The organism is Collinsella aerofaciens (genome assembly GCF_028206995.1).
Classification (GTDB): domain Bacteria; phylum Actinomycetota; class Coriobacteriia; order Coriobacteriales; family Coriobacteriaceae; genus Collinsella; species Collinsella aerofaciens_AQ.
The window spans coordinates 142,024-161,409 of the sequence record NZ_JAQLFL010000003.1 but is presented as its reverse complement, the minus strand read 5'-3'; the positions used below and the strand labels follow the sequence as shown (position 1 = coordinate 161,409).

Below are 19,386 nucleotides of genomic sequence, written 5' to 3'. Positions count from 1 at the left end.
CCTTTGTCATATTGAGTTCACCCCCATAGTTTCCAAAAAGTTAGCCGTTGTTGACCAAATAATTATACTAAACTAGTCTCAAAAGTGTGCTCGAGCAAACTTGTTTACTCGGGTGCTGAGGCACCGTGCCGCGTCCAATGCGGCAAAAGGGAGAAGCAACATGAAGAAGTCGACGTTTAACACCCTGCTTGTTGGTGGCGGTTTTCTGCTTGGCACGGCCGGCATCAAGCTGCTTACCAGCGCTCCGGTCAAGAATGCCTGCGTGCAGGGCATCGCGTGCGGTATGCGCGTCAAGAACTGCTACCAGGACATGGTCGAGCAGGCCAAGGCTAATGTCGACGACATGGTTGCCGAGGCGGCCTACATCACCCAGAGCGAGGCCGCTGCTGACGAGGCAGCCGAGTAACGCTCCCAGGCACAAACTATGAGATTCTCGATTATTAGCGAGATCCCCGGCAGGACCCGTCTTCAATTGGCGGGTCCTGTGCCAGAGAGCGATCTCGATGCACTTCTTAAGCTCAGCGGCGATATCGACGGCGTGCACAAGGTGCGCGTGTATGGCCGCATTGGCCAGATGGCGCTGGAGTACGACGAGCCGCGCCGTGCAAGCGTGCTCGACGCCTTGGGCGCACTCGATGCTCAAGCTATCGCCGATGCCAAGTCGGGCTACGTGATGCAACTCGAGCCGCGCAAGCACAAGCTCGTCATGGATCTTGCCACACTTATCGGCGCCCACTACGCGCGTCGCTGGTTCTTGCCGACGCCTCTGCGTGCGGTGTTTGTCGTGGCCGGTTACATGGCATTTTTGCGCGCTGCCCTTCATGAGCTGGCGAAGCCGCGCCTGACCGTTCCCGTGCTCGACGCTTCGGCCATCGGCATTTCGTTCGTCAAGCGCGATGTCGACACCGCGGGCCAGACAATGTTTCTGCTCAACGTGGGCGAGCTGCTCGAGGACTACACCCGCGCCATGAGCGAAAACGAGCTCATCAACTCGCTGCTCGATGTGCCCGACAAGGCGCAAAAGGTCGTCGGCGACACCGAGGTAAGCGTTGCCGCCACCGAGCTTGAGCCCGGCGATCTGGTCGCCGTGCGCACTGGCATGTCCATTTGCATCGACGGCGTTGTCGAGCAGGGGAGCGCTATGGTCAACCAGGCGACCCTGACCGGCGAGCCGCTGGCCGTCGAGCGCAGCGTGGGCGACGACGTGTTCGCCGGCACCGTCGTGGAAGACGGCAGCATCTTGGTGCGCGTGCGCGCCAATACGGCTCAGACCAAGCTACGCTCGATCGTCTCGCTCGTGCAGACGGCCGATTCGCTCAAGTCCGAGGGTCAGTCGCATATGGAGGATCTTGCCAACAAGATCGTCCCGTGGAACTTCCTGCTTGCGGGCCTGGTTGCGCTTACCACCCGCAGCCTCATCAAGACCTCAGCGGCGCTGATGGTCGACTACTCGTGCGCACTCAAGCTCACGGGTTCCGTCGCCGTCATGACTGCCATGAGTGACGCCGCTAAGATGGGCGTCATGGTCAAGGGCGCGAAGTACTTTGAGTCGTTTGCCAAGGCCGACACCATTGTGTTTGATAAAACCGGTACGCTGACCGAGGCGCAGCCGCGTCTTGCCTGCGTGCTCACGACCGACGGCTGGAGCGAGGACGAGGTCCTGCGCCTTTCCGCCTGCCTGGAGGAGCATTTTCCGCATCCGGTGGCGCGTGCCGTGGTCAATGCGGCACGCGAGCGCGGGCTCGAGCACCGCGAGCGTCACGCTGCTGTCGAGTATATTGTGGCGCACGGCATTGCCTCGTCCATTGAGGAGCGTCGCGCCATCATCGGTTCCGCGCACTTTGTATTCGAGGATGAGGGCGCGCAGCTCGAGTCCGACATTAAGGAGCAAATCGAGCTCCAGATGCAGGGCCTGTCGCCGCTGTATCTGGCGGTCGACGGCACCGTTGTGGGCGTGCTCGGTATCGAGGACCCGCTCAAGGCCGGGGTCCGTGAGGCCATCGCCGACCTGCACGCGTTGGGCGTTAAACACGTGGTCATGCTCACGGGTGACTCGGAGCGCACGGCCGAGCGCATTGCTCGCGAGGCAGGTGTCGACGAGTTTAAGGCCGAGCTGCTGCCCGAGGACAAGTACGCGTATGTTGAGCGCATTAAGGGCGAGGGGCGCCACGTTGCCATGGTGGGCGACGGCGTCAACGATTCGCCGGCGCTCGGTTTGGCCGACGTGGGGCTGGCAATGGGCGGCGGAAGCGACATCGCCAAGGAGGTCGCCGATATCATCCTGACCGATACGGATCTGGCCGCAATCGTGCGTCTGCGCCGTATGAGTCAGGGGCTTATCGACCGTCTGACGAGTTCATATTCCAAGGTGATGCTCACCAACTCGGCGCTGTTGGCATTGGGTATTACCGGCATGATTACTCCGCAGACGTCGTCACTGCTGCACAACGGCTCGACGATCGCCTACAGCCTGGGCAACGCAAAGGCTTACCTGCGCTAGCGTTTTTACTTAAGTTTTTGGCCTGCATTTGGGCGGTGTTGCAGCCGCCAGAATGCAGGCCTTTTGCGTTTGACCATGTGCTAGCAGAAATATATAGTTGTGCTAGCTTAGATAGCAAAAGTCGAAGGTGAGGTTGAGATGGGTACTGTTAGCGGCATGGCGCAGGTGAACGTTCGCGTGGATCGCCAGGTCAAGAACCGTGCCGAGGAGGCGCTGCGGCTTTCGGGCGGGTCGCTGCCCAAGCTCATCAAAAAGGTGGTGGCCAAGGTCGCGCAGGGTGGCGGGCAGTGCGAGGAAGTGCTTGCGGCCGTCGACGACCGGCAGCAGACCGTCGCGCCCGATACTCCGTTCGCCGCGTCGTGGGCAGCGGCAGACCGGCTCTATGCAGACTTGGGCATCGCTGCGTCGCCCGTATCCGACGATCGCGGTTGGGACACAATCTATTCCGAAGCCATGGACGAGCGCTATCGCCAAAAGGGGATGATCCAGTGAGTGGGGCTCCCCTCAAAATAATGGTGGATGCCAACGTATGGGTTGATTCGTTTTGCGTCGACCATGCCGAGTCGCTTGCCGCGCGTGCGTTTATTGGGCAGGCGACGGAGGCGGGGGCGTTGCTGTTCTTCCCGGTGCATATCGCTAAGGACGTGCTGTACGTTGTCCAACACGAGCTGAAGCGTAGCGTTCTTGCCAGCGGGGGAGCGCTCGACGAGGCATCTGCCCGCGCAATTGGCGATGCGGCGTTGGCGTTTGTTCGGAACATGACCGAAAACGCCACGGCCGTGGGTGCAGATGCGTCGGACCTTTGGCTGGCCGACAAATACTTAGCGCTCCATCGCGATTACGAGGACAACTTGGTGCTTGCCGCATGCAAGCGCGCGCAGGTCGATTACTTGGTGACTAGCGATCGCAAACTGCTCGAACATGCCGATCTTGCAGCAAAGACCCCGCGCCAAATGATGCCGATTCTGACTTTGGCCGAACGCGGCGGCGCGGCTATCGGTTGACGCGAACTGTTTGCGGGCCTCTTGGACGACGATGCGCCAAGGGGCCCGCGCCTGCTATTTACAAAAGCTCGGCCTTGATGGTGGGACTTTCTGCGAGCTGCTCGGCTGCCTTTTCATCGGAGCTGTCGAGTGCTGCCAGACTACGGTAGACCCACTCGTTGACCTGGGTGTTCTTGACGCCTGCGGTCTGCATAAGGGCGCCTACCTCGCGGATTGCTGCGAGCAGATCGGCTTTGGGACCCGCGAGCTCGACCTCGATGCCGTGGTAGGCGGCCACGCCGCGGTTCTCACTCACGTGGTCGATAAAGCCCTCGACGGTCTCAAGCTGCTGGGCGAGAGCTGCATCATCGTCGGCGTCCAGCGCGACGAGTGCGTTGGATACCGTGAGGGCGGGATGTCCGCAGGGGACAAAGCCTTCGATGACATCCATAGCTTCGGTAATGGTTGAACCCAGGCCTGCGAGGGCATTGACGAGTTGCTGCTTGGTATTCATAACGGTCCTTTCGACGGGTCAATTTTGCTTGGCGAAAATATACGTGACGCGATCGGTAGCAAAAGTGCGAAGTGCGGCGCACATTGGGGTCTTCACAGCTCGTGCATAGAACAGCTGTCCGCTTTCAGAACGTGGTAAGATAACACTTCGCAAGCGGGGCTCGCCCCGCATGTTCCTTGAAAAGTCGACGGGTGTTGGGTGCTCGTGCCCAATGCCATCCAGACTTTCCCGACATTCGGGGGCGACTGGTTTCGACACGATAGCTCTGAGAGAGGAAGCAAGCCGAGGTCTCCTCGCCTCGTTAAACAGGGGTACCGTCAAATTGAATTGACAACAACTCTTCTTTTGAGCCTATGGCTCTCGCTGCTTAGTTTATAGCGGCGCGTCAACCCGGTGATTTCCCCGACACCGGCGCGACGTCATTTTAGGGGAATGCTCCTGCGCACGTAATCGGTATGGCGCAGGCTAAGACCGAACCGGTTAGGACGCCGCGAGCGTGTCGCTGCGCGCAAAGCGTCCGAGACTAAACCAGCGACTGAGCTTGGAGATGCCAATCAGGGGGCTTTCGTGGACCGGAGTTCGATTCTCCGCGCCTCCACCATAAGTAACAGGCAGGTAGATACTCATATCTACCTGCCTTTTTATTTCTAGTCCGCACCGCGGAGAATCGAACTCTGTGCAGGGCGCGTGCGTAAAGAAAACGCGTAAGCGTTTTTAGCCCGCGGGCGAGGACGCCGACAGGCGGCCGAAGCCGGTGCGGATTTGCGAAGCAAATACGCGGATTCTCCGCGCAATGCCCCAGCCCAGAACAGATGCGATGTTTATCGAATCTCAGCCTGCCATGCGCCGCATCAACGGAACCCCAAACCCGCGGAGAATCGAACTCTGTGCAGGGCGCGGGCGTTAAGCAAACGCTACGGCAACGCAGGGTGGGACGCGCTTTCCCAATGGCGGCCCAGGCGGAAAGTGCGTCCCGGAGTCCGCTCTCAGACTGGGACGTGGTTTCCGGATGGCACATCAAGTGGAAACCGCATCCCGGAATCCTCATTCGGAATGGGATGCATTTTCCGGATGGGCTGTTGACGGAAAGCTCATCCCGGAATCCGCGCAGAACGGGACGCGCTTTCCCAACGGCAGTCCAAGCGGAAAGCGCGTCCCGGAATCCCGCCTCAAACTGGGACGCGCTATCCGCTCCATCTTCTCACCTCCAAAACCTATGCGCCCTCCATTCCAAAACTGGGTAGAAGAAAGCCAAAACGCAATCGCAGGAGGTCAATATGACTGCAGAAGATAAGGCAAAGAACGCCGGCAAGGTCGCGCTCGTTCTGGAGGGCGGCAGCTTCCGCGGGCAATTTACCGCCGGCGTGCTCGACGTTCTCATGGAGGCCGGCGTCGAGATTCCGGCGGTATATGGCGTATCGGCCGGCGCCCTCAACGGCGTAAACTACAAGTCGCACCAGATCGGCCGTGCCAACCGCATCAACCTGGCTTTCTGCAACGACAGCCGCTTCATGGGCGCCGCATCGTTTGCGTCCACGGGCTCCATCGTCGGCTACGACTTTATCTTCAACGATGTCCAGGACCGCCTGGATCCTTTTGATAGCGAGACGTTCGACGCGAACCCCATCGAGATGTACGCCGTTGCGACGGACATGCTGTTTGGAACCGCTGCCTACCTGCCGGTCAAAAGCGCCGTACTTGACCTCGACGCCGTGCGCGCCTCGACGTCGCTGCCGCTGGTGACGCCGCCGGTCGAGATAGACGGGCACAAATACGTCGACGGCGGCGTAGCCGATTCGGTCCCCATCGAGCACGTGCTGGAGGAGGCGGGCTTCAATCGCGCGGTTGTCATTGTCACGCAGGACCGTTCGTACGAGAAAAAGCCCTACGAGTTTATGCCAGCCGCACGCGCTCGCTATGCCGACTACCCCTACCTGCTCGAGGCTATCGAGACGCGCCACGATCGCTATAACATCCAGCGCATGCATCTGTGGAAGTATGAGCGCGAGGGCCGCGCGCTGGTCGTCGCTCCGCAAAAGCCGGTCGAGGTCGGTCACGTTGAGCACGATCCGGCAAAGCTCCTCGACCTGTATATTCAGGGTCGCCAGGAGGCAAAGCGCTTGCTGGGAGATATCGAGGCGTTTGTCGAGCGCTAGCGTCGCGACGTCATGACCCATGGACGACATGTGCAGAAAGTCTGGTCAGAGCCAAAATACCTGTTGACTCGAGCGACGAGCGGGGTAATATGGACGGGTTACTTGCAGAGCCCCGTGAATCTCTGTAACAACACGTACTGTACATGGAGGAGTCTAAGTGATTTCGAAATCGACTCACTACGCCAAGCAGGGCGAGGTCCAGCGCAACTGGGTTCTCGTCGACGCCGATGGTGCTGTCCTGGGCCGTCTTGCCACCCAGATCGCAATGATCCTGCGCGGTAAGAACAAGCCCCAGTTCACGCCCAACAGCGACTGCGGCGACTTCGTTGTCGTCATCAATGCCGATAAGGTCCAGCTTACCGGTAACAAGGCCGACACGAAGACCTATTATCGCCACAGCGGCTACAACGGCGGCCTCAAGGCTGAGAGCTTCCGCCAGGCTATGGAGAAGCACCCGGAGAAGGTCATCGAGCGCGCCGTTCGCGGCATGCTGCCCAAGACCACCCTCGGCCGTGCCCAGATGACCAAGCTTAAGGTCTACGCTGGTGCCGAGCATCCGCATGCTGCCCAGAACCCCACGAAGATTGAGCTGGAGGCTTAAAGATGGCTGAGAACACCGTTGTCTACCAGGGTACCGGCCGTCGTAAGAACGCCGTCGCCCGCGTCCGTCTCGTCCCCGGCACCGGCAAGGTGACCATCAACAAGCGTGACGCCGAGCAGTATTTCGGCCGTCATCAGCTCGTTGAGAACGCCCTTGCTCCCTTCAAGGTGACCGACACCGCCGGTCAGTTCGACGTTATCGCTCTGTGCGATGGCGGCGGCATCTCCGGTCAGTCCGGCGCTCTGCGCCTGGGCATCGCTCGCGCTCTTCTGAACGCTGGCGACTACCGTGCTGACCTCAAGAAGGCCGGTTTCCTTACGCGCGATGCTCGCGTGGTCGAGCGCAAGAAGTACGGCCTCAAGAAGGCTCGCCGCGCTCCCCAGTTCTCCAAGCGCTAAGGTTTTATCTCCTTACGAGATGCAATGTACAAGCGGGGCCTGCCGATTGCTCGGCGGGTCCCGCTTTTCTTTTTCGACTAGGGTGGGCGGCTGCGTTTTGCCCACTTGGGAAGGAGCGATCCTATGCCCCAGAACATCTTCGGTACCGACGGCGTCCGTGGCGTCGCCAACGCCGACCTCTCGTGCGACCTCGCGTTTCGCCTCGGCCGTGCGGCGACCAAGTTCCTTGGTCCGGACATTTGCATCGGCCGCGACACGCGCCTTTCGGGCACCATGCTCGAGAGTGCTCTGACCGCCGGCATTATGGCCGAGGGCGGCCGCCCGCACTGCTGCGGCGTCATTCCTACGCCGGCCGTGGCGCTGCTCACCGTCCAAAACGAGCTCGACGGCGGCATCGTCATTTCCGCTTCGCACAATCCGCCGGAGTTCAACGGCATCAAGTTCTTTAGCCGCAAGGGCATGAAGCTTCCCGATGCTGTCGAGGAAGAGATCAGCGCTTGGGTCATGTCCGAGGAGGCCATGGCTGCCGATACGCTGCCGACCGGTGCCGGTGTGGGTCACATCATCAAGATGAAGGACGCTCGCAAGGCATATGTCGACCACGCTATCAGCACCCTCGACGGCCTTAAACTCGACGGTCTGGTTGTTGCCGTCGACTGCGGCCACGGCGCTTCTTGCCAGACCACGCCCGCCGCGTTGCAGCGCCTGGGCGCCACGGTCCATGCCATCAACACCGACTACTGCGGCACCGACATTAACGTCGAGTGCGGCTCCACTCACCTTGAGCCCCTGCGTGAGCTCGTACTGCGTACCCATGCCGACATCGGCCTGGCCCACGATGGCGACGCCGATCGCGTGCTGTTCGTGGACAGCGAGGGCAACGAGATTGATGGCGACTACATCCTGGCTATCTGCGGTTCCGACCTGGCTGCTCGCGGTAAGCTCGCCAACTCCGAGATTGTCTCGACCGTTATGTGCAACCTGGGCTTTTCCATTGCCATGAAGGAGCAGGGCTTTGAGATGGTGCAGACCGCCGTGGGCGACCGCTACGTATTGGAGCGCATGCTCGCGGACGGCGCTGTCATCGGCGGCGAGCAGTCCGGCCACATCATCTTCCTGGAGCACAACACCACCGGCGACGGCTTGGTGACGGCCCTGCAGCTTCTGGCCGTGCTCAAGCGCACCGGCCGCACCCTCACCGACCTTGCCGGCATCATGAAGAAGTACCCGCAGGTGCTCGTCAACGTGCATTCCGACAACAAGGCCGGCCTGGACGATTGCCAGCCCATTTGGGACGCCGTCGCTGCCGCCGAGAAGGAGCTCAATGGTCGCGGCCGTATCCTGGTGCGCCCGAGCGGTACCGAGCCGCTGGTTCGCGTTATGGCCGAGGCCGAGACACACGAGCTGACCCAGCGCGTTGTCGACGACATCGTCGAGGTTGTCAAGCGCGAACTTCCCTAATGGTCAATAACGGGTGCCAAGTGGTAAACTGTTAAGGCTATTTTGATTGATTGGTATGTCCGAGGGGGGAGCATGTTCACTAAAGTCCTAAGGTCTTTTGGTATGCGTGGTCGAGTCCTTACGCTGGATGCTCCCATCTCGGGCGATGTCATTCCGCTTTCCGAGGTAAACGACCAGACGTTTGCCACTGGCCTTTTGGGTCAGGGCGTGGCGATTCAGCCCACGGGCACACGTGTGATCGCGCCGGCGGATGCTAAGGTCGAGGCGATTTTTCCCACGGGTCATGCCGTTGCGCTTAACACGGTCGATGGCTTGGACGTGCTTATTCACGTTGGTTTGGACACTGTTCAGCTCGAGGGCAAGCACTTTACCGTATATGCGCAAGTGGGTGACATCGTCCATAAGGGCGATGTACTCATTGAGTTCGATCGCGAGGCAATTGCTGCCGAGGGCTACGATGTGACGGTTCCCATCTTGGTGTGCAACTCCGTTGAGTTCTCAAGCATCAAGGGCTCCGTTGGCGTGCATGTCGAAGAGATGGACCAACTCATCGTTGCTCGCGAGCGCTAGCAAGTGCACGTGGCCATTAGCCTACAATTCAAACACGTTTACGGAGGGCGCCCTTGAAAGAGGACGCCCTCCGTGGCAAGATGGGAAACGTCCGAGGCTAAACAGCTTCGGGTCACCGTGGACGGGCAGGGGCCTCGACGCGGCTAGACACGAGACACATACATTACGCGACCTCGCCCTGGTGGCCGCACACGTTGGTTGCGGCCGACGCGGGCCGCGGGCAAGTGCTTGTAAGGGAGCCTTGCCTCTCTTGTACGAGAAAGGACGCGTAATGAAGATCATTAAAGCTAAAGACTACGAGGATATGAGCCGCAAGGCCGCCAATATCATCTCGGCCCAGGTTATCCTCAAGCCCGACTGTGTACTGGGCCTTGCCACCGGCTCCACCCCGATCGGTGCCTACAAGCAGCTCGCCGCTTGGTACGAGAAGGGCGACGTCGACTTCGCCGAGGTCAGCACCTATAACCTGGATGAGTATCGCGGTCTTTCGCACGACGATCCTCAGAGCTATCACTACTTTATGCGCGAGAACTTCTTCGATCACATCAATATCGATCTGAACAACACGCACGTGCCCGATGGCTCCAACCCCGATGCCGCTGCTGCCTGCTCCGAGTACGACAAGATCGTCGCTGCCGCCGGTTACCCCGATCTGCAGCTGCTCGGCATTGGTAATAACGGTCATATTGGCTTCAACGAGCCCGATGACCACTTCTCCAAGGGTACGCACTGCGTCGACCTGACCGAGAGCACCATTCAGGCCAACAGCCGCCTGTTCGACAGCATCGATGATGTGCCCCGTCAGGCTTACACCATGGGCACCCAGACCATCATGTATGCCCGCATGATTCTGGTTGTCGCCAACGGCGAGGCCAAGGCTCAGGCTGTGCACGATATGTGCTATGGCCCGGTTACGCCCGAGTGCCCCGCTTCGATCCTGCAGCTCCACACCAATTGCGTCGTCGTTGCTGACGAGGCCGCTCTTTCGCTCTGCGAGTAACGCGACCAAGCAATCTTACATAGCTTTTCAAAAGGCCCTCGCTTTGCGGGGGCCTTTTTAGTGGACATAGGCCGTGGCGCATGCATGACGGTAACCTTGCCATGTGCTTGGCGAGTGGGCTCTAAATTATGAGATTCATTCCATACCAGATTTTATGCACATTTGCCACTATAGAGTCGCAGGCGGTAGCGAGGAATAGGCGAGTTGCGCAACTCAAATAAAAACAGCCAACTGCGCTACACTGCAAATTGGATGGGACATGCTGGCAAGCGCATTGACCTGCGCAAAGACCTATTGGTCGGGGGATAAATTACCATCGGGCCTCGCTGTACAAAAACTTGCCAAACACGTACCGGCAGACAACCAAAAACTCTAAGTTGTGCTATTCACGGGGTGGCTCATATGGTCCTGCAGCTACGGTGTCCATATGGTCGAGTTGAGGAGCAGGCATGGTAAACGATCTGGGCAATACGGACGACCTCGAGTTGATGCCGACGGGCGGCGGCTATATGGTGCGGCGCGATCGCTTGATGAACGAGCTCATCGTTAAAGGGCGCAAGGCGGGAATCGTTCTGCTTTACGCGCCCGACGGGTTTGGTAAGACGTCGGTATTGCTGCAATACGTGCAGGAAGTTAAATCGGACCCCACGCGAGGGCCGGTTCGGATAATCGAGGCCGACCGCGCGATTGGACGCGAGCTCTTTATCCAGCTCGAGGTTGTCGCCGATGAGCTCAAGGACAAGCCGCACTCGCTCGTTGCGATCGACAACGTACCCAATCTCGAGCAGCGCGAAACCGAGGATCTCATCAATCGAATCCGCAGCTTACGTGCTACGGGGACGGGGGTCTTTATTACTTGCCGCCCCTCCAACCGATTGCTTATCCACGGGCTGGGCGATTCTGTAAAAGTCAATGCGCAGATGCTCAAGGTGCACGCCTATGAGTATTCGTCATGGGCCACGGCGTTCTCGATCAGTACATCGCTCGATTTTTATCGGCTCACGCAGGGTGTGCCAGAGCTGGTATCTGCCCTGCAGACGGGAATGTATGGACAGGGCGATGTTGCCGGGTTGCTCGAGAACGAAATTGTCAACGTGTACGGTGCGGCGCTGGCCGATCTCGCATTGCTCGAGAACAACCTGCTGTTTACCGTTGCCTGTTTGATGGTGCTGATGGGCGAGGGCGGCATTGCGGAGCTAGAGGCGTGCGGCGTGAGGCTTTCGATGGTCGACCAGTCCATTTTTGTGCGCGATTATCCGATTTTTGGCGTGGATCCGTCTGATCGCACCTTTAGGTGTTTGGGTGCTAAGGACAATGCGCGCCTGAGGTTGCGAAAGCTTGTTGCCGAGATCCGTCCCGAACTTGTATCGCGGGCTGCTCGCATTTTGATTAAGGCAGGCCGATGCGATTTGGCCATGGACCTGGCCGATGCGTTCTTGGACCGCCATGTGGTGTTGGAACTTGCCGGGCAGTATGGGGCCGATCTTGCCTTGACCGGGCATGGAGGGGACATTTGCCGTGCGGCGTCGGCGATGATCAATGCGGAAAAGCAGGAGCAAGAGCCGGCACCCGCCGAGGCACTCGGCGTGTATCTGGCGGCTGTTAGCGTGTGCAATACAAAGCTCGCAAGGTATATGGCGTCCGTTATCGAACGTGCAGGTGACCAGGCCGCACGCGAGCTCGACCCCGCTACCTGGAAAATAGCCCAGGCACTCACTATCGCCTTTTACGGCGACAATGACCTGGGGCTTCCCGCCAACCCTGTTGTGCAAGAACAGACATCCTGCGAGGTACTCGACATGCTGTCCGCGCATATCGAGGTCAAGCGCCACCTAACCGAGCGAGCGGGAGACGGCGATGTTCTCGCGAAGCTCAAGGCGTGCAAAGCCTATGATTGCGAGCTCGACATCGCGGGGATTCTCATACAGGCCGACCATATGCTGCTGGAGTTGTTCGACGGCTCGTTTGCTAAACCCGACGAGCGCGATGACAAGATGACGCAGATACTCGAGGCGCTCGATATCCGCGGGCTTAAGGCGCCATCCATATGGCTGCGTATGGTGCTGGCGGCGCGGCGTCTGCTCGCGGGCTTGCCCGTGACCGACGATGTGGCGTTTGGCGAGCTCGACCGCTTTGCGGTGCGTGTTCGAGACAATCAAATTCAGCTGTTTGGACTATTGCTGGAGGGCTGGCAATCGCTGGCGGAGGGACGGCCGGTCAACGCGAAGTTCCGCGCGGTCCAGGTGCTCAAGCTCGCTGATGAATCGATTGCGTACATGCGCGAAAACGCATTGTTGCTGGAACGTGTGGCGTATCTGCGCAATACGTCGCTGGTATCGGTTCGCGAAGAGGCAGAGCTGCTCGACATTAGTAAGACGCAGGTCGGTGGCTCAGAAGCCTGGATCGTGGCGCTGCATCTGGCCGCTGCGGGCCGCGATAGCGATCTTGCTGCCTGGATGTCTATGAATCGCTCGGGGATTTTAGACCCATCGTATCGGCTTTTTGCGCGTCTTGCGATGCATTGCCTGGGCGAGCCTGCCGTCAGGATTCGCAAGAAGCTTCCGGTGCGTGAGCTGTCGCGGTATTCACTACGCGATGACTTTGAGGGCGAAAGCGAGCACCTGTTCCAGGCGGGCGAGGTTGAGGCTGTCGATGCCATCGGCCATATTGAGATGCGCATGTTTGGCGCGTTTCGCGCCGAGCGCGACGGTTTCCCCATCACGGATAAGATGTGGCGTCGCAAAAAGGCGGCAACACTTGCCGAACGTCTTGCGCTGGGTATGGATGCCATGGTCGACCGCGAGACAATCGCCATGGAGTTGTGGCCCCATGCCGAGTTTAACGCCGCGCGCAACAATCTGTATTCGACGGTATCGCGCTTGCGCTCGGCTTTGGGTCCAACGCCAGATGGAAAGTCGTGCGTGGTCATCCAAAACGAGTGCATTGGGCTCAACGGCGACTACGTTAAGACCGATGTAAGGCTCTTTGACCAGCTGAGCCGTGAGATCCTGGGAAACCGTATGGGTGCGAGAGGCCCTCACCTGGTTGAGCTATGTCTTAAGGTTGAGCAACTCTACGCGGGCCCGCTATATGTTCCCACCGGTTGCAACCCCACGTTCTTTACGCGCATGCGCCGCATTATGCAATCCAAGTACATCGACTGCATGATTAGGGGAGCGAATGCCGCTCTCGAGGAAAATGACCTGCAATCGGCAATTTGGCTCGTGGAATCGGGGCTTCGCCAAGAGACGGCGCGCGAGGACATGGTTCGCTGCGCCATGCGCGTTTACGGCGCGGCGGGACGACGCCGTGATGTTGTTGAGCTGTACAGCGGCCATATGCACCACCTGAGAGAACAGGTTCAAGGCGTGCCCGAGCCCGAGACAAGGCGTCTGTATGAGCGCCTGGTCGAAGGCAGACTCAAGCGCGTGCTTGTCGAGCGATAAAAAACGGGCGTCCGAATCAATCGGACGCCCGCGGACTACTCGGTATGGCCAGTCGGTTTTAGACGAGCTTGATCTTCTCGATATCCTTGCGCGAGGACTCGCGATACAGCGAGAACTTGCGGCCGATAACCTGAACGACGTCGGCGTGGCAGCGCTCAGCGAGCTCCTCGGCGGCCTCGCGGGCAGAAAGGCTGGAGCCGTCCAGCACGGAGCACTTAACGAGCTCGTGTTTCTCCAGGTAGGCAACCGTCTGCTCGACGGTGCCCTCGTTGACATCGGACTTACCGATGATGATGGCGGGGTTGAGGTGATGGGCCATGCTGCGAAGCTGCTTGACCTGGGCTCCTGTCAGTGCCATGGGTTCTCGCTTTCTATGTATGGGGCGCCCTGCAATGGGGCCTTAATCTACGTGAGCTGTCCCACGATAGCGCAGGAACGGCGTGGTGTGGAGCGCGTTTGCCCAGTTCGCAAAGAATGCGGATGCCGGACGGGTAGACGATGCAGGCTTTAGATGGGCTACGGGCGGGGTACGGAGACCGGCTCCCAGGCGATAAACGCCCATCGGACTTTGCGGATGTGGTCGAGCATGTAGCGTCCCTGCGGTACGCCCTTTGATCCCGGCTCGCCGGCATGGGGGTTCTCGATCATGTGGTGGGCGATATAGTCACGCAGGCGGTCGATCTTATCCTCGTTGCCATGTTCGAGCATGCGAGAAAAGTCTGCAACGCCCGCCTCGAGACTATCGAAGGTGTCGCGGCGGGGCGATTCAAAATACGTGACCTGCGGCAGCGCACCCATCTGAATAAGGATGTTAAAGGCATACACAAAACCATTACTGCAGGTAACCGAGGCACCGATGGCGTTCATCAGGTACAGGTCATAGTGCGGGCTGGAGTTGGCGACCATCGTGACAGCACAACGTCGGCGAGCCGTACGGTCAAGCTTGGCAAGTGCCCCCTTCAGGTCGTTCGTAGTAACCGAGCGACTCGCAAAGGAAACGTCAACAGCCTTGGCAACCGGCCCAACCAAATCCCAATCATCATCCCAAGCAAGCTCAAGCGGCGTAATAAGGTCCTCGAGCCCATAGCCAGCATCAAGGGTGCCCAACATGGCAGGAGAGAAGTCGGCAGCAATCACGGAATGTCCAGCCTGAGCAAGCGGGATAGCAATCGACCCAGCCCCACACCCCATATCCAGCACCGACTCACCAGGCTCAAGAGCCAGCAGTTTTATAAAATCTCGAGCATACGGGGCAGTCTCCAATGGCCGAAAATGTCGAGCGCGCTTATCCCATTCAAAAGAATCATCAGCCCGATGCCGATCAGCTTGCAGACGCATCCATTCGCCATTCCAATCAGCAGAAAGAAGCTCAGAGTGAGCATCCCCATCGACCACGGGCCAACCTCCTAGCAACAAAAAAGCGACTTCTCCCAAAAGAAGAGCCGCAACCAGCATATATCAGAAAGAACCGATCCAGCGCCAAACCGCCGTACCAGCCAAGTGGTGCAGGAGCGAAGCAACTGCAACCGGGATAGAACCCAACTGAGGTCCCGTTGTGCGAGAAGCCCCGCCGCCGGGCGGCAGACATATAAGGTCGATCGCGAGTTCCGCACGAGCCGGAGAGCACTAAATGTGCTCTCCGTGCGAGTCAGGACTGTCCGAGCAGGCGACCTTATATGTCTGCCGCCCGGCGGCGGGGCTCCTCGCCCGAACCCCTCAGCTAGTTCTTCAGCGAGTTCAGCGGCGCCGGGAAGCGTCCACCGCGGTGGGCAAGCACGGTGCCGGCGTTGGGGTTCACCGGCATGATGGGCGCACGGCCAAACAGGCCGCCGTACTCAACGCAGTCGCCCACGCCCTTGCCGATAGCGGGAATCACGCGGACGGCCGTAGTCTTGTTGTTGATGACGCCGATGGCCATCTCGTCGGCGATGATGCCGGCGATGGTCTCGACCGGGGTGTCACCGGGGATGGCGATCATGTCCAAGCCGACGGAGCATACGCAGGTCATAGCCTCGAGTTTCTCGAGCGAAAGCGCACCGGCCTCGACGGCGGCGATCATGCCGGCGTCCTCGGACACGGGGATAAAAGCGCCCGAGAGGCCGCCCACGCTGGAGCTGGCCATGACGCCGCCCTTCTTGACGGCATCGTTGAGCATGGCGAGCGCGCAGGTCGTGCCGGGGCCACCGCAGGTGCCCACGCCGATGATCTCGAGGATGCGCGCGACGGAGTCGCCGATGGCGGGCGTGGGGGCCAGCGACAGGTCGACAATGCCCTTCTCGACACCCAGGCGATGGGCGGCCTCGCGGCTCATGAGTTCGCCGGCGCGGGTGATCTTAAAGGCGGTCTGTTTAATCTTCTCGGCGACTTCCATCATCGAGGCGGAATCGGGCAGCGTCTCCAGGGCTGCGGCCATAACGCCGGGGCCCGAGACGCCTACGTTGATGACGGCGTCGGCCTCGCCACCGCCGTGGACGGCGCCCGCCATAAACGGGGAGTCCTCGACCATATTGGCAAAGCAGACAAACTTGGAGGCGCCGACGGAATCCTGGTCGGCCGTGAGTTTAGCAGCAGCGATGATGGTCTGCGCAGCCATGAGTACGGCGTCCATGTTGATGCCGGCACGCAGGCTGGCGACGTTGACGCTGGAGCAGACGCGACTCGTGGTGGCGAGCGCCTGCGGGATGGACTGGATGACACGGCGGTCGGCGTCGCCGATGCCCTTCTGGACGAGTGCGGAGAAGCCACCCAGGTAGTCGATGCCGAGGGTCTCGGCCGCGCGGTCGAGGGCATGCGCGATGGGGGTGAGGTCCTCATCCTTGCAGCAAGCGGCGATCTGCGCCACCGGGGTGACGGAGACGCGCTTGTTGACGATGGGGATACCGTACTCGCGCTCGAGGTTCTCGGCGGTCTCGACCAAGTGCTCAGCCGTGTGCGTCACGTGGTCGTAGATCTTCGTGCACATGCGGTCGAGGTTCTCGTCACCGCAACCCATGAGCGAAACACCCATGGTGATGGTCCTGATGTCGAGGTTCTGCTCCTCAACCATGCCGCGGGTTTCCGCGATTTCTGCAGGCGTGATCGCCATCCTTGCGCTCCTATCTGCCAAAACGAGCATAGTCCCTTTTATTCTAACGTGCCGCACACGTCTCGTGGCGCGTGCGGCACGTTTTGGTGCGGGGTTGTTTCCGTTGTGTTACTGCCCAAAGACCTCTTCGGCGATGCGCGCGCTTTCGGCGGCATCCTTGGCGTAGTAGTCCGCGCCGATCTGCTTGGCGTATTCGGGGGTGAGTACGGCGCCGCCTACGATGATCTTGACGCCTGGCACCTCGGCATGAAGCAGCTTGATGGTCTCTTCCATGGCGACGACCGTGGTAGTCATAAGCGCCGAGAGACCGACGAGCTTGATGTCACGCTCCTGTACGGTCTTGAGTACCTCTTGTGGGTCGACGTCGCGGCCTAGGTCAAAGACGGTGTAGCCGTAGTTGTCGAGCAGCATCTTGACGATGTTCTTACCGATGTCGTGGATGTCGCCCTTGACGGTGGCCACGCAGATTTTGCCCTTGTCGGCAATCTCGCCGGCGGGCATCAGACGCTTGATGGTGTCAAAGCCCACGCGTGCGGCCTCGGCCGAGGCCATGAGCTGCGGCAAGAAGAACTTGCCCTGGTCAAAGAGGACTCCGACCTCGTCGAGGGCGGGGATAAAGTGATTGTTGATGAGGTCCATGGCGTCATGGTCTGCCAGCAGACGCTCGGTCTCGGCCGCGATTTCGCCCTTGCGGCCCGAGACGACCATGCGACGAATCGGGTCGTCGTTGCCGTCGGTGCCGGTGGTGCCAGCAGCGGGCGCGGCGTCGGTCGATACCGCCTGAGCCGCCGCCGGATTCGCGGCGATCTTGTACGGATCGGTCCAGCCGGCGTAGCGCTCGATGTATCCGGTCGAGCCCTCGTCCTCAACGCTCAGCACGCGATAGCTGTAGACGGTATCCATAAAGCGCTTGGAGCCCGGGTTCATGATGGGGGCGTCCAGGCCCGCGCCAAAAGCGGCAGCCAAAAAGACCGAGCCCAGCAGCGGGCGGGCAGGCAGACCAAAGCTGATGTTCGACACGCCGAGCGCGCATTTGACGCCCAGACGCTCCTTGCACAGGGACATGGCGCGCAGGATCTGTTCGGCCTGGCGTTGATTGGTCGAGGCGGTCATGACCAGACAGTCGATGAGGATGCGGTCCGGGCCGATACCGTAGCGGGCGGCCTCGGCCACGATGCGCTCGGCGATGGCGAAGCGAGCTTCGGCGGTATCGGGGATGCCGCCTTCATCGAGCGTGAGGCCGACGACGTTGGTGCCGTAATGGGCGACCAGCGGAAAGATCTCATCCATGATTTGCTGTTTGCCATTGACCGAGTTGATGATGGGCTTGCCGGCGTAGCGGCGCACGGCTGCCTCGACGGCTGCGGGGTCGGTGGAGTCGATCTGCAGCGGCAGCAGCGTGGAGCCCTGGAGCTGCTCGGTCGCCTGCTGGATGATCTTGACCTCGTCGATCTCGGGCAGGCCCACGTTGACGTCCAGGATGTCGGCGCCCTGTTCCTGCTGGCTGATGCCCTGGCTCACGACGTAGTCCAGGTCGCCGTCGCGCAGGGCCTGTTGCAGGCGCTTTTTGCCGGTGGGATTGATGCGCTCGCCGATGACGGCGATTTTGTGGCCGTCACAGGGAAGGTCCACGACCGTCTGGGCGCTCGTGACCGACATGCTGGGCTTGCGGCGGCGCGGGCTGGGCGTGTGGTTGTCGATAAGCGTGCGCAAGGCCGCCATATGCGCCGGCGTGGTTCCGCAGCAGCCGCCCACGACGCTCACGCCGTCCTCGATCATGCCGGCGACGGCCTCGGCGTATTCGGGGGCCTGGATATCAAAGACGGTATTGCCGTCGTCGTCCACGCGGGGCAGTCCCGCGTTAGCCTGCACCATAACGGGCTTGTCGGTAACGGTGAGCATACGTGCGGCGAGCCCTCGGAGCTCGGCCGGGCCCTGGCTGCAGTTGATACCCAAAACGTCGGCGCCGATGGCGTCGAGCGTGATGGCTGCGACCTCGGGGCTCGTTCCCAAGAAGGTGCGACCGTCTTCCTCAAAGGTCATGGTGGCAAAGACGGGCAGGTCGGAGTTCTCGCGGCAGGCGAGGACGGCCGCCTTGATCTCGGCAAGGTCGGTCATGGTCTCGATAATAAAGAGGTCCACGCCCGCGTCGACGCCGGCGCGCACCTCCTCGGCAAAGAGGTCATAGGCCTCGTCGAAGCTCAGGGTGCCCAAGGGGCGAAGCAGCGCGCCGATGGGGCCGATATCGCCGGTGACGTAGCGGGCGCCGGCCTCGCGGGCGCAGGCGACAGCGGCGGCAAAGACATCTGCCACGGTGGCGGCGCCGTCGAGCTTGTGGGCGTTGGCGCCAAAGGTGTTGGCGGTGATCACGTCGCAGCCGGCCTCGACATACTGACGCTGGATATCGGTGATAACCTCGGGCTCCTCAAAGTTGAGCAGCTCGGGCAGGGCGCCGGCCTTCATGCCGGCAGCCTGCAGCATGGTGCCCATGCCGCCGTCAAACAGCAGGTGCCCCGTGCCCTCGATGGTGGCGCGCAGGCGATCGTCCTTAATGCGCAGGTCGTCGATCGTGCGTGGCTTGTACACAGCGCCGTTGCAGCGTGCGGCATTGACGGGCGCCGCCAGCGCGGCACCATCCGAATTATGAGTAATAAGCGGGGTGAACATCGGGG

The 19,386-nt window shown here is 60.5% G+C and carries 17 protein-coding genes and 1 other RNA gene; 13 read left to right on the top strand and 5 right to left on the bottom strand.

Annotated elements, in window-relative coordinates:
* The first annotated feature begins 160 nt into the window (after positions 1 to 160).
* From PMX60_RS03825 to PMX60_RS03810, 4 genes are all read left to right on the top strand, one after another.
* Positions 161 to 406, top strand: a complete 246-nt coding sequence (locus PMX60_RS03825; protein ID WP_022094642.1) for a DUF6110 family protein — start codon at positions 161 to 163, stop codon at positions 404 to 406.
* 78 nt (positions 407 to 484) lie between these two features.
* Positions 485 to 2,500: a heavy metal translocating P-type ATPase gene (locus tag PMX60_RS03820; protein WP_271746942.1), complete on the top strand. Its 2,016-nt coding sequence runs from the start codon at positions 485 to 487 to the stop codon at positions 2,498 to 2,500.
* 138 nt (positions 2,501 to 2,638) lie between these two features.
* Positions 2,639 to 2,992: a hypothetical protein gene (locus PMX60_RS03815; protein ID WP_271746941.1), complete on the top strand. Its 354-nt coding sequence runs from the start codon at positions 2,639 to 2,641 to the stop codon at positions 2,990 to 2,992.
* Positions 2,989 to 3,504, top strand: a complete 516-nt coding sequence (locus tag PMX60_RS03810; protein WP_215693067.1) for a type II toxin-antitoxin system VapC family toxin — start codon at positions 2,989 to 2,991, stop codon at positions 3,502 to 3,504. Before PMX60_RS03815 ends, PMX60_RS03810 begins: the two co-directional genes overlap by 4 nt.
* 58 nt (positions 3,505 to 3,562) lie before the next feature.
* Here PMX60_RS03810 and PMX60_RS03805 read toward each other — a convergent pair whose 3' ends face one another.
* On the bottom strand, positions 3,563 to 3,997 hold the full coding sequence (locus tag PMX60_RS03805) for a hypothetical protein (protein ID WP_271746940.1): 435 nt from the start codon (positions 3,995 to 3,997) through the stop codon (positions 3,563 to 3,565).
* A gap of 237 nt (positions 3,998 to 4,234) precedes the next feature.
* Between PMX60_RS03805 and ssrA the strand changes: the two genes are divergently transcribed.
* The 8 genes from ssrA (at position 4,235) to PMX60_RS03765 (ending at position 13,629) form a co-directional block, all read left to right on the top strand.
* Positions 4,235 to 4,598: a transfer-messenger RNA gene (gene ssrA / locus PMX60_RS03800) on the top strand.
* Between the two features lie 676 nt (positions 4,599 to 5,274).
* Complete coding sequence (locus PMX60_RS03795; RefSeq protein WP_271746939.1) at positions 5,275 to 6,153, top strand: patatin-like phospholipase family protein; 879 nt, start codon at positions 5,275 to 5,277, stop codon at positions 6,151 to 6,153.
* Positions 6,154 to 6,310: 157 nt separating this feature from the next.
* Positions 6,311 to 6,754 (top strand): 50S ribosomal protein L13, encoded by a 444-nt coding sequence (gene rplM, locus PMX60_RS03790; protein WP_022094635.1) that lies wholly within the window; start codon positions 6,311 to 6,313, stop codon positions 6,752 to 6,754.
* 2 nt (positions 6,755 to 6,756) lie between these two features.
* Entirely contained in the window at positions 6,757 to 7,152 is a 396-nt protein-coding gene (gene rpsI, locus PMX60_RS03785; protein WP_022094634.1) for a 30S ribosomal protein S9, read from the top strand.
* 123 nt (positions 7,153 to 7,275) lie between these two features.
* Positions 7,276 to 8,613, top strand: coding sequence for a phosphoglucosamine mutase (gene glmM, locus PMX60_RS03780; RefSeq protein ID WP_117805965.1), 1,338 nt, complete (start codon positions 7,276 to 7,278; stop codon positions 8,611 to 8,613).
* A gap of 72 nt (positions 8,614 to 8,685) precedes the next feature.
* Positions 8,686 to 9,183 carry a PTS sugar transporter subunit IIA gene (locus PMX60_RS03775; protein ID WP_117798040.1) on the top strand — a complete coding sequence of 166 codons (498 nt, stop codon included), beginning with the start codon at positions 8,686 to 8,688 and terminating at the stop codon, positions 9,181 to 9,183.
* Between the two features lie 271 nt (positions 9,184 to 9,454).
* Positions 9,455 to 10,183: a glucosamine-6-phosphate deaminase gene (gene nagB, locus PMX60_RS03770; protein ID WP_117583336.1), complete on the top strand. Its 729-nt coding sequence runs from the start codon at positions 9,455 to 9,457 to the stop codon at positions 10,181 to 10,183.
* A gap of 449 nt (positions 10,184 to 10,632) precedes the next feature.
* Positions 10,633 to 13,629, top strand: coding sequence for an AfsR/SARP family transcriptional regulator (locus PMX60_RS03765; protein WP_271746938.1), 2,997 nt, complete (start codon positions 10,633 to 10,635; stop codon positions 13,627 to 13,629).
* A 58-nt stretch (positions 13,630 to 13,687) separates the two neighbouring features.
* Here PMX60_RS03765 and PMX60_RS03760 read toward each other — a convergent pair whose 3' ends face one another.
* Positions 13,688 to 13,987, bottom strand: coding sequence for a YhbY family RNA-binding protein (locus PMX60_RS03760; RefSeq protein ID WP_117839974.1), 300 nt, complete (start codon positions 13,985 to 13,987; stop codon positions 13,688 to 13,690).
* Between the two features lie 158 nt (positions 13,988 to 14,145).
* On the bottom strand, positions 14,146 to 14,967 hold the full coding sequence (locus tag PMX60_RS03755) for a methyltransferase domain-containing protein (protein ID WP_271746972.1): 822 nt from the start codon (positions 14,965 to 14,967) through the stop codon (positions 14,146 to 14,148).
* On the opposite strand from PMX60_RS03755, the gene PMX60_RS03750 reads away from it, so the two are divergent.
* A complete protein-coding gene (locus PMX60_RS03750; protein ID WP_271746973.1) occupies positions 14,892 to 15,164 on the top strand; it encodes a hypothetical protein in 273 nt (90 codons plus the stop codon). The genes PMX60_RS03755 and PMX60_RS03750 overlap by 76 nt on opposite strands.
* A gap of 185 nt (positions 15,165 to 15,349) precedes the next feature.
* Here the strand turns inward: PMX60_RS03750 and PMX60_RS03745 are convergent, their stop codons facing one another.
* Together PMX60_RS03745 and PMX60_RS03740 are read right to left on the bottom strand one after the other, a co-directional pair.
* Entirely contained in the window at positions 15,350 to 16,714 is a 1,365-nt protein-coding gene (locus PMX60_RS03745; protein WP_271746937.1) for a PFL family protein, read from the bottom strand.
* 108 nt (positions 16,715 to 16,822) lie between these two features.
* A complete protein-coding gene (locus PMX60_RS03740) occupies positions 16,823 to 19,381 on the bottom strand; it encodes a homocysteine S-methyltransferase family protein (protein ID WP_271746936.1) in 2,559 nt (852 codons plus the stop codon).
* Positions 19,382 to 19,386 lie beyond the last annotated feature (5 nt).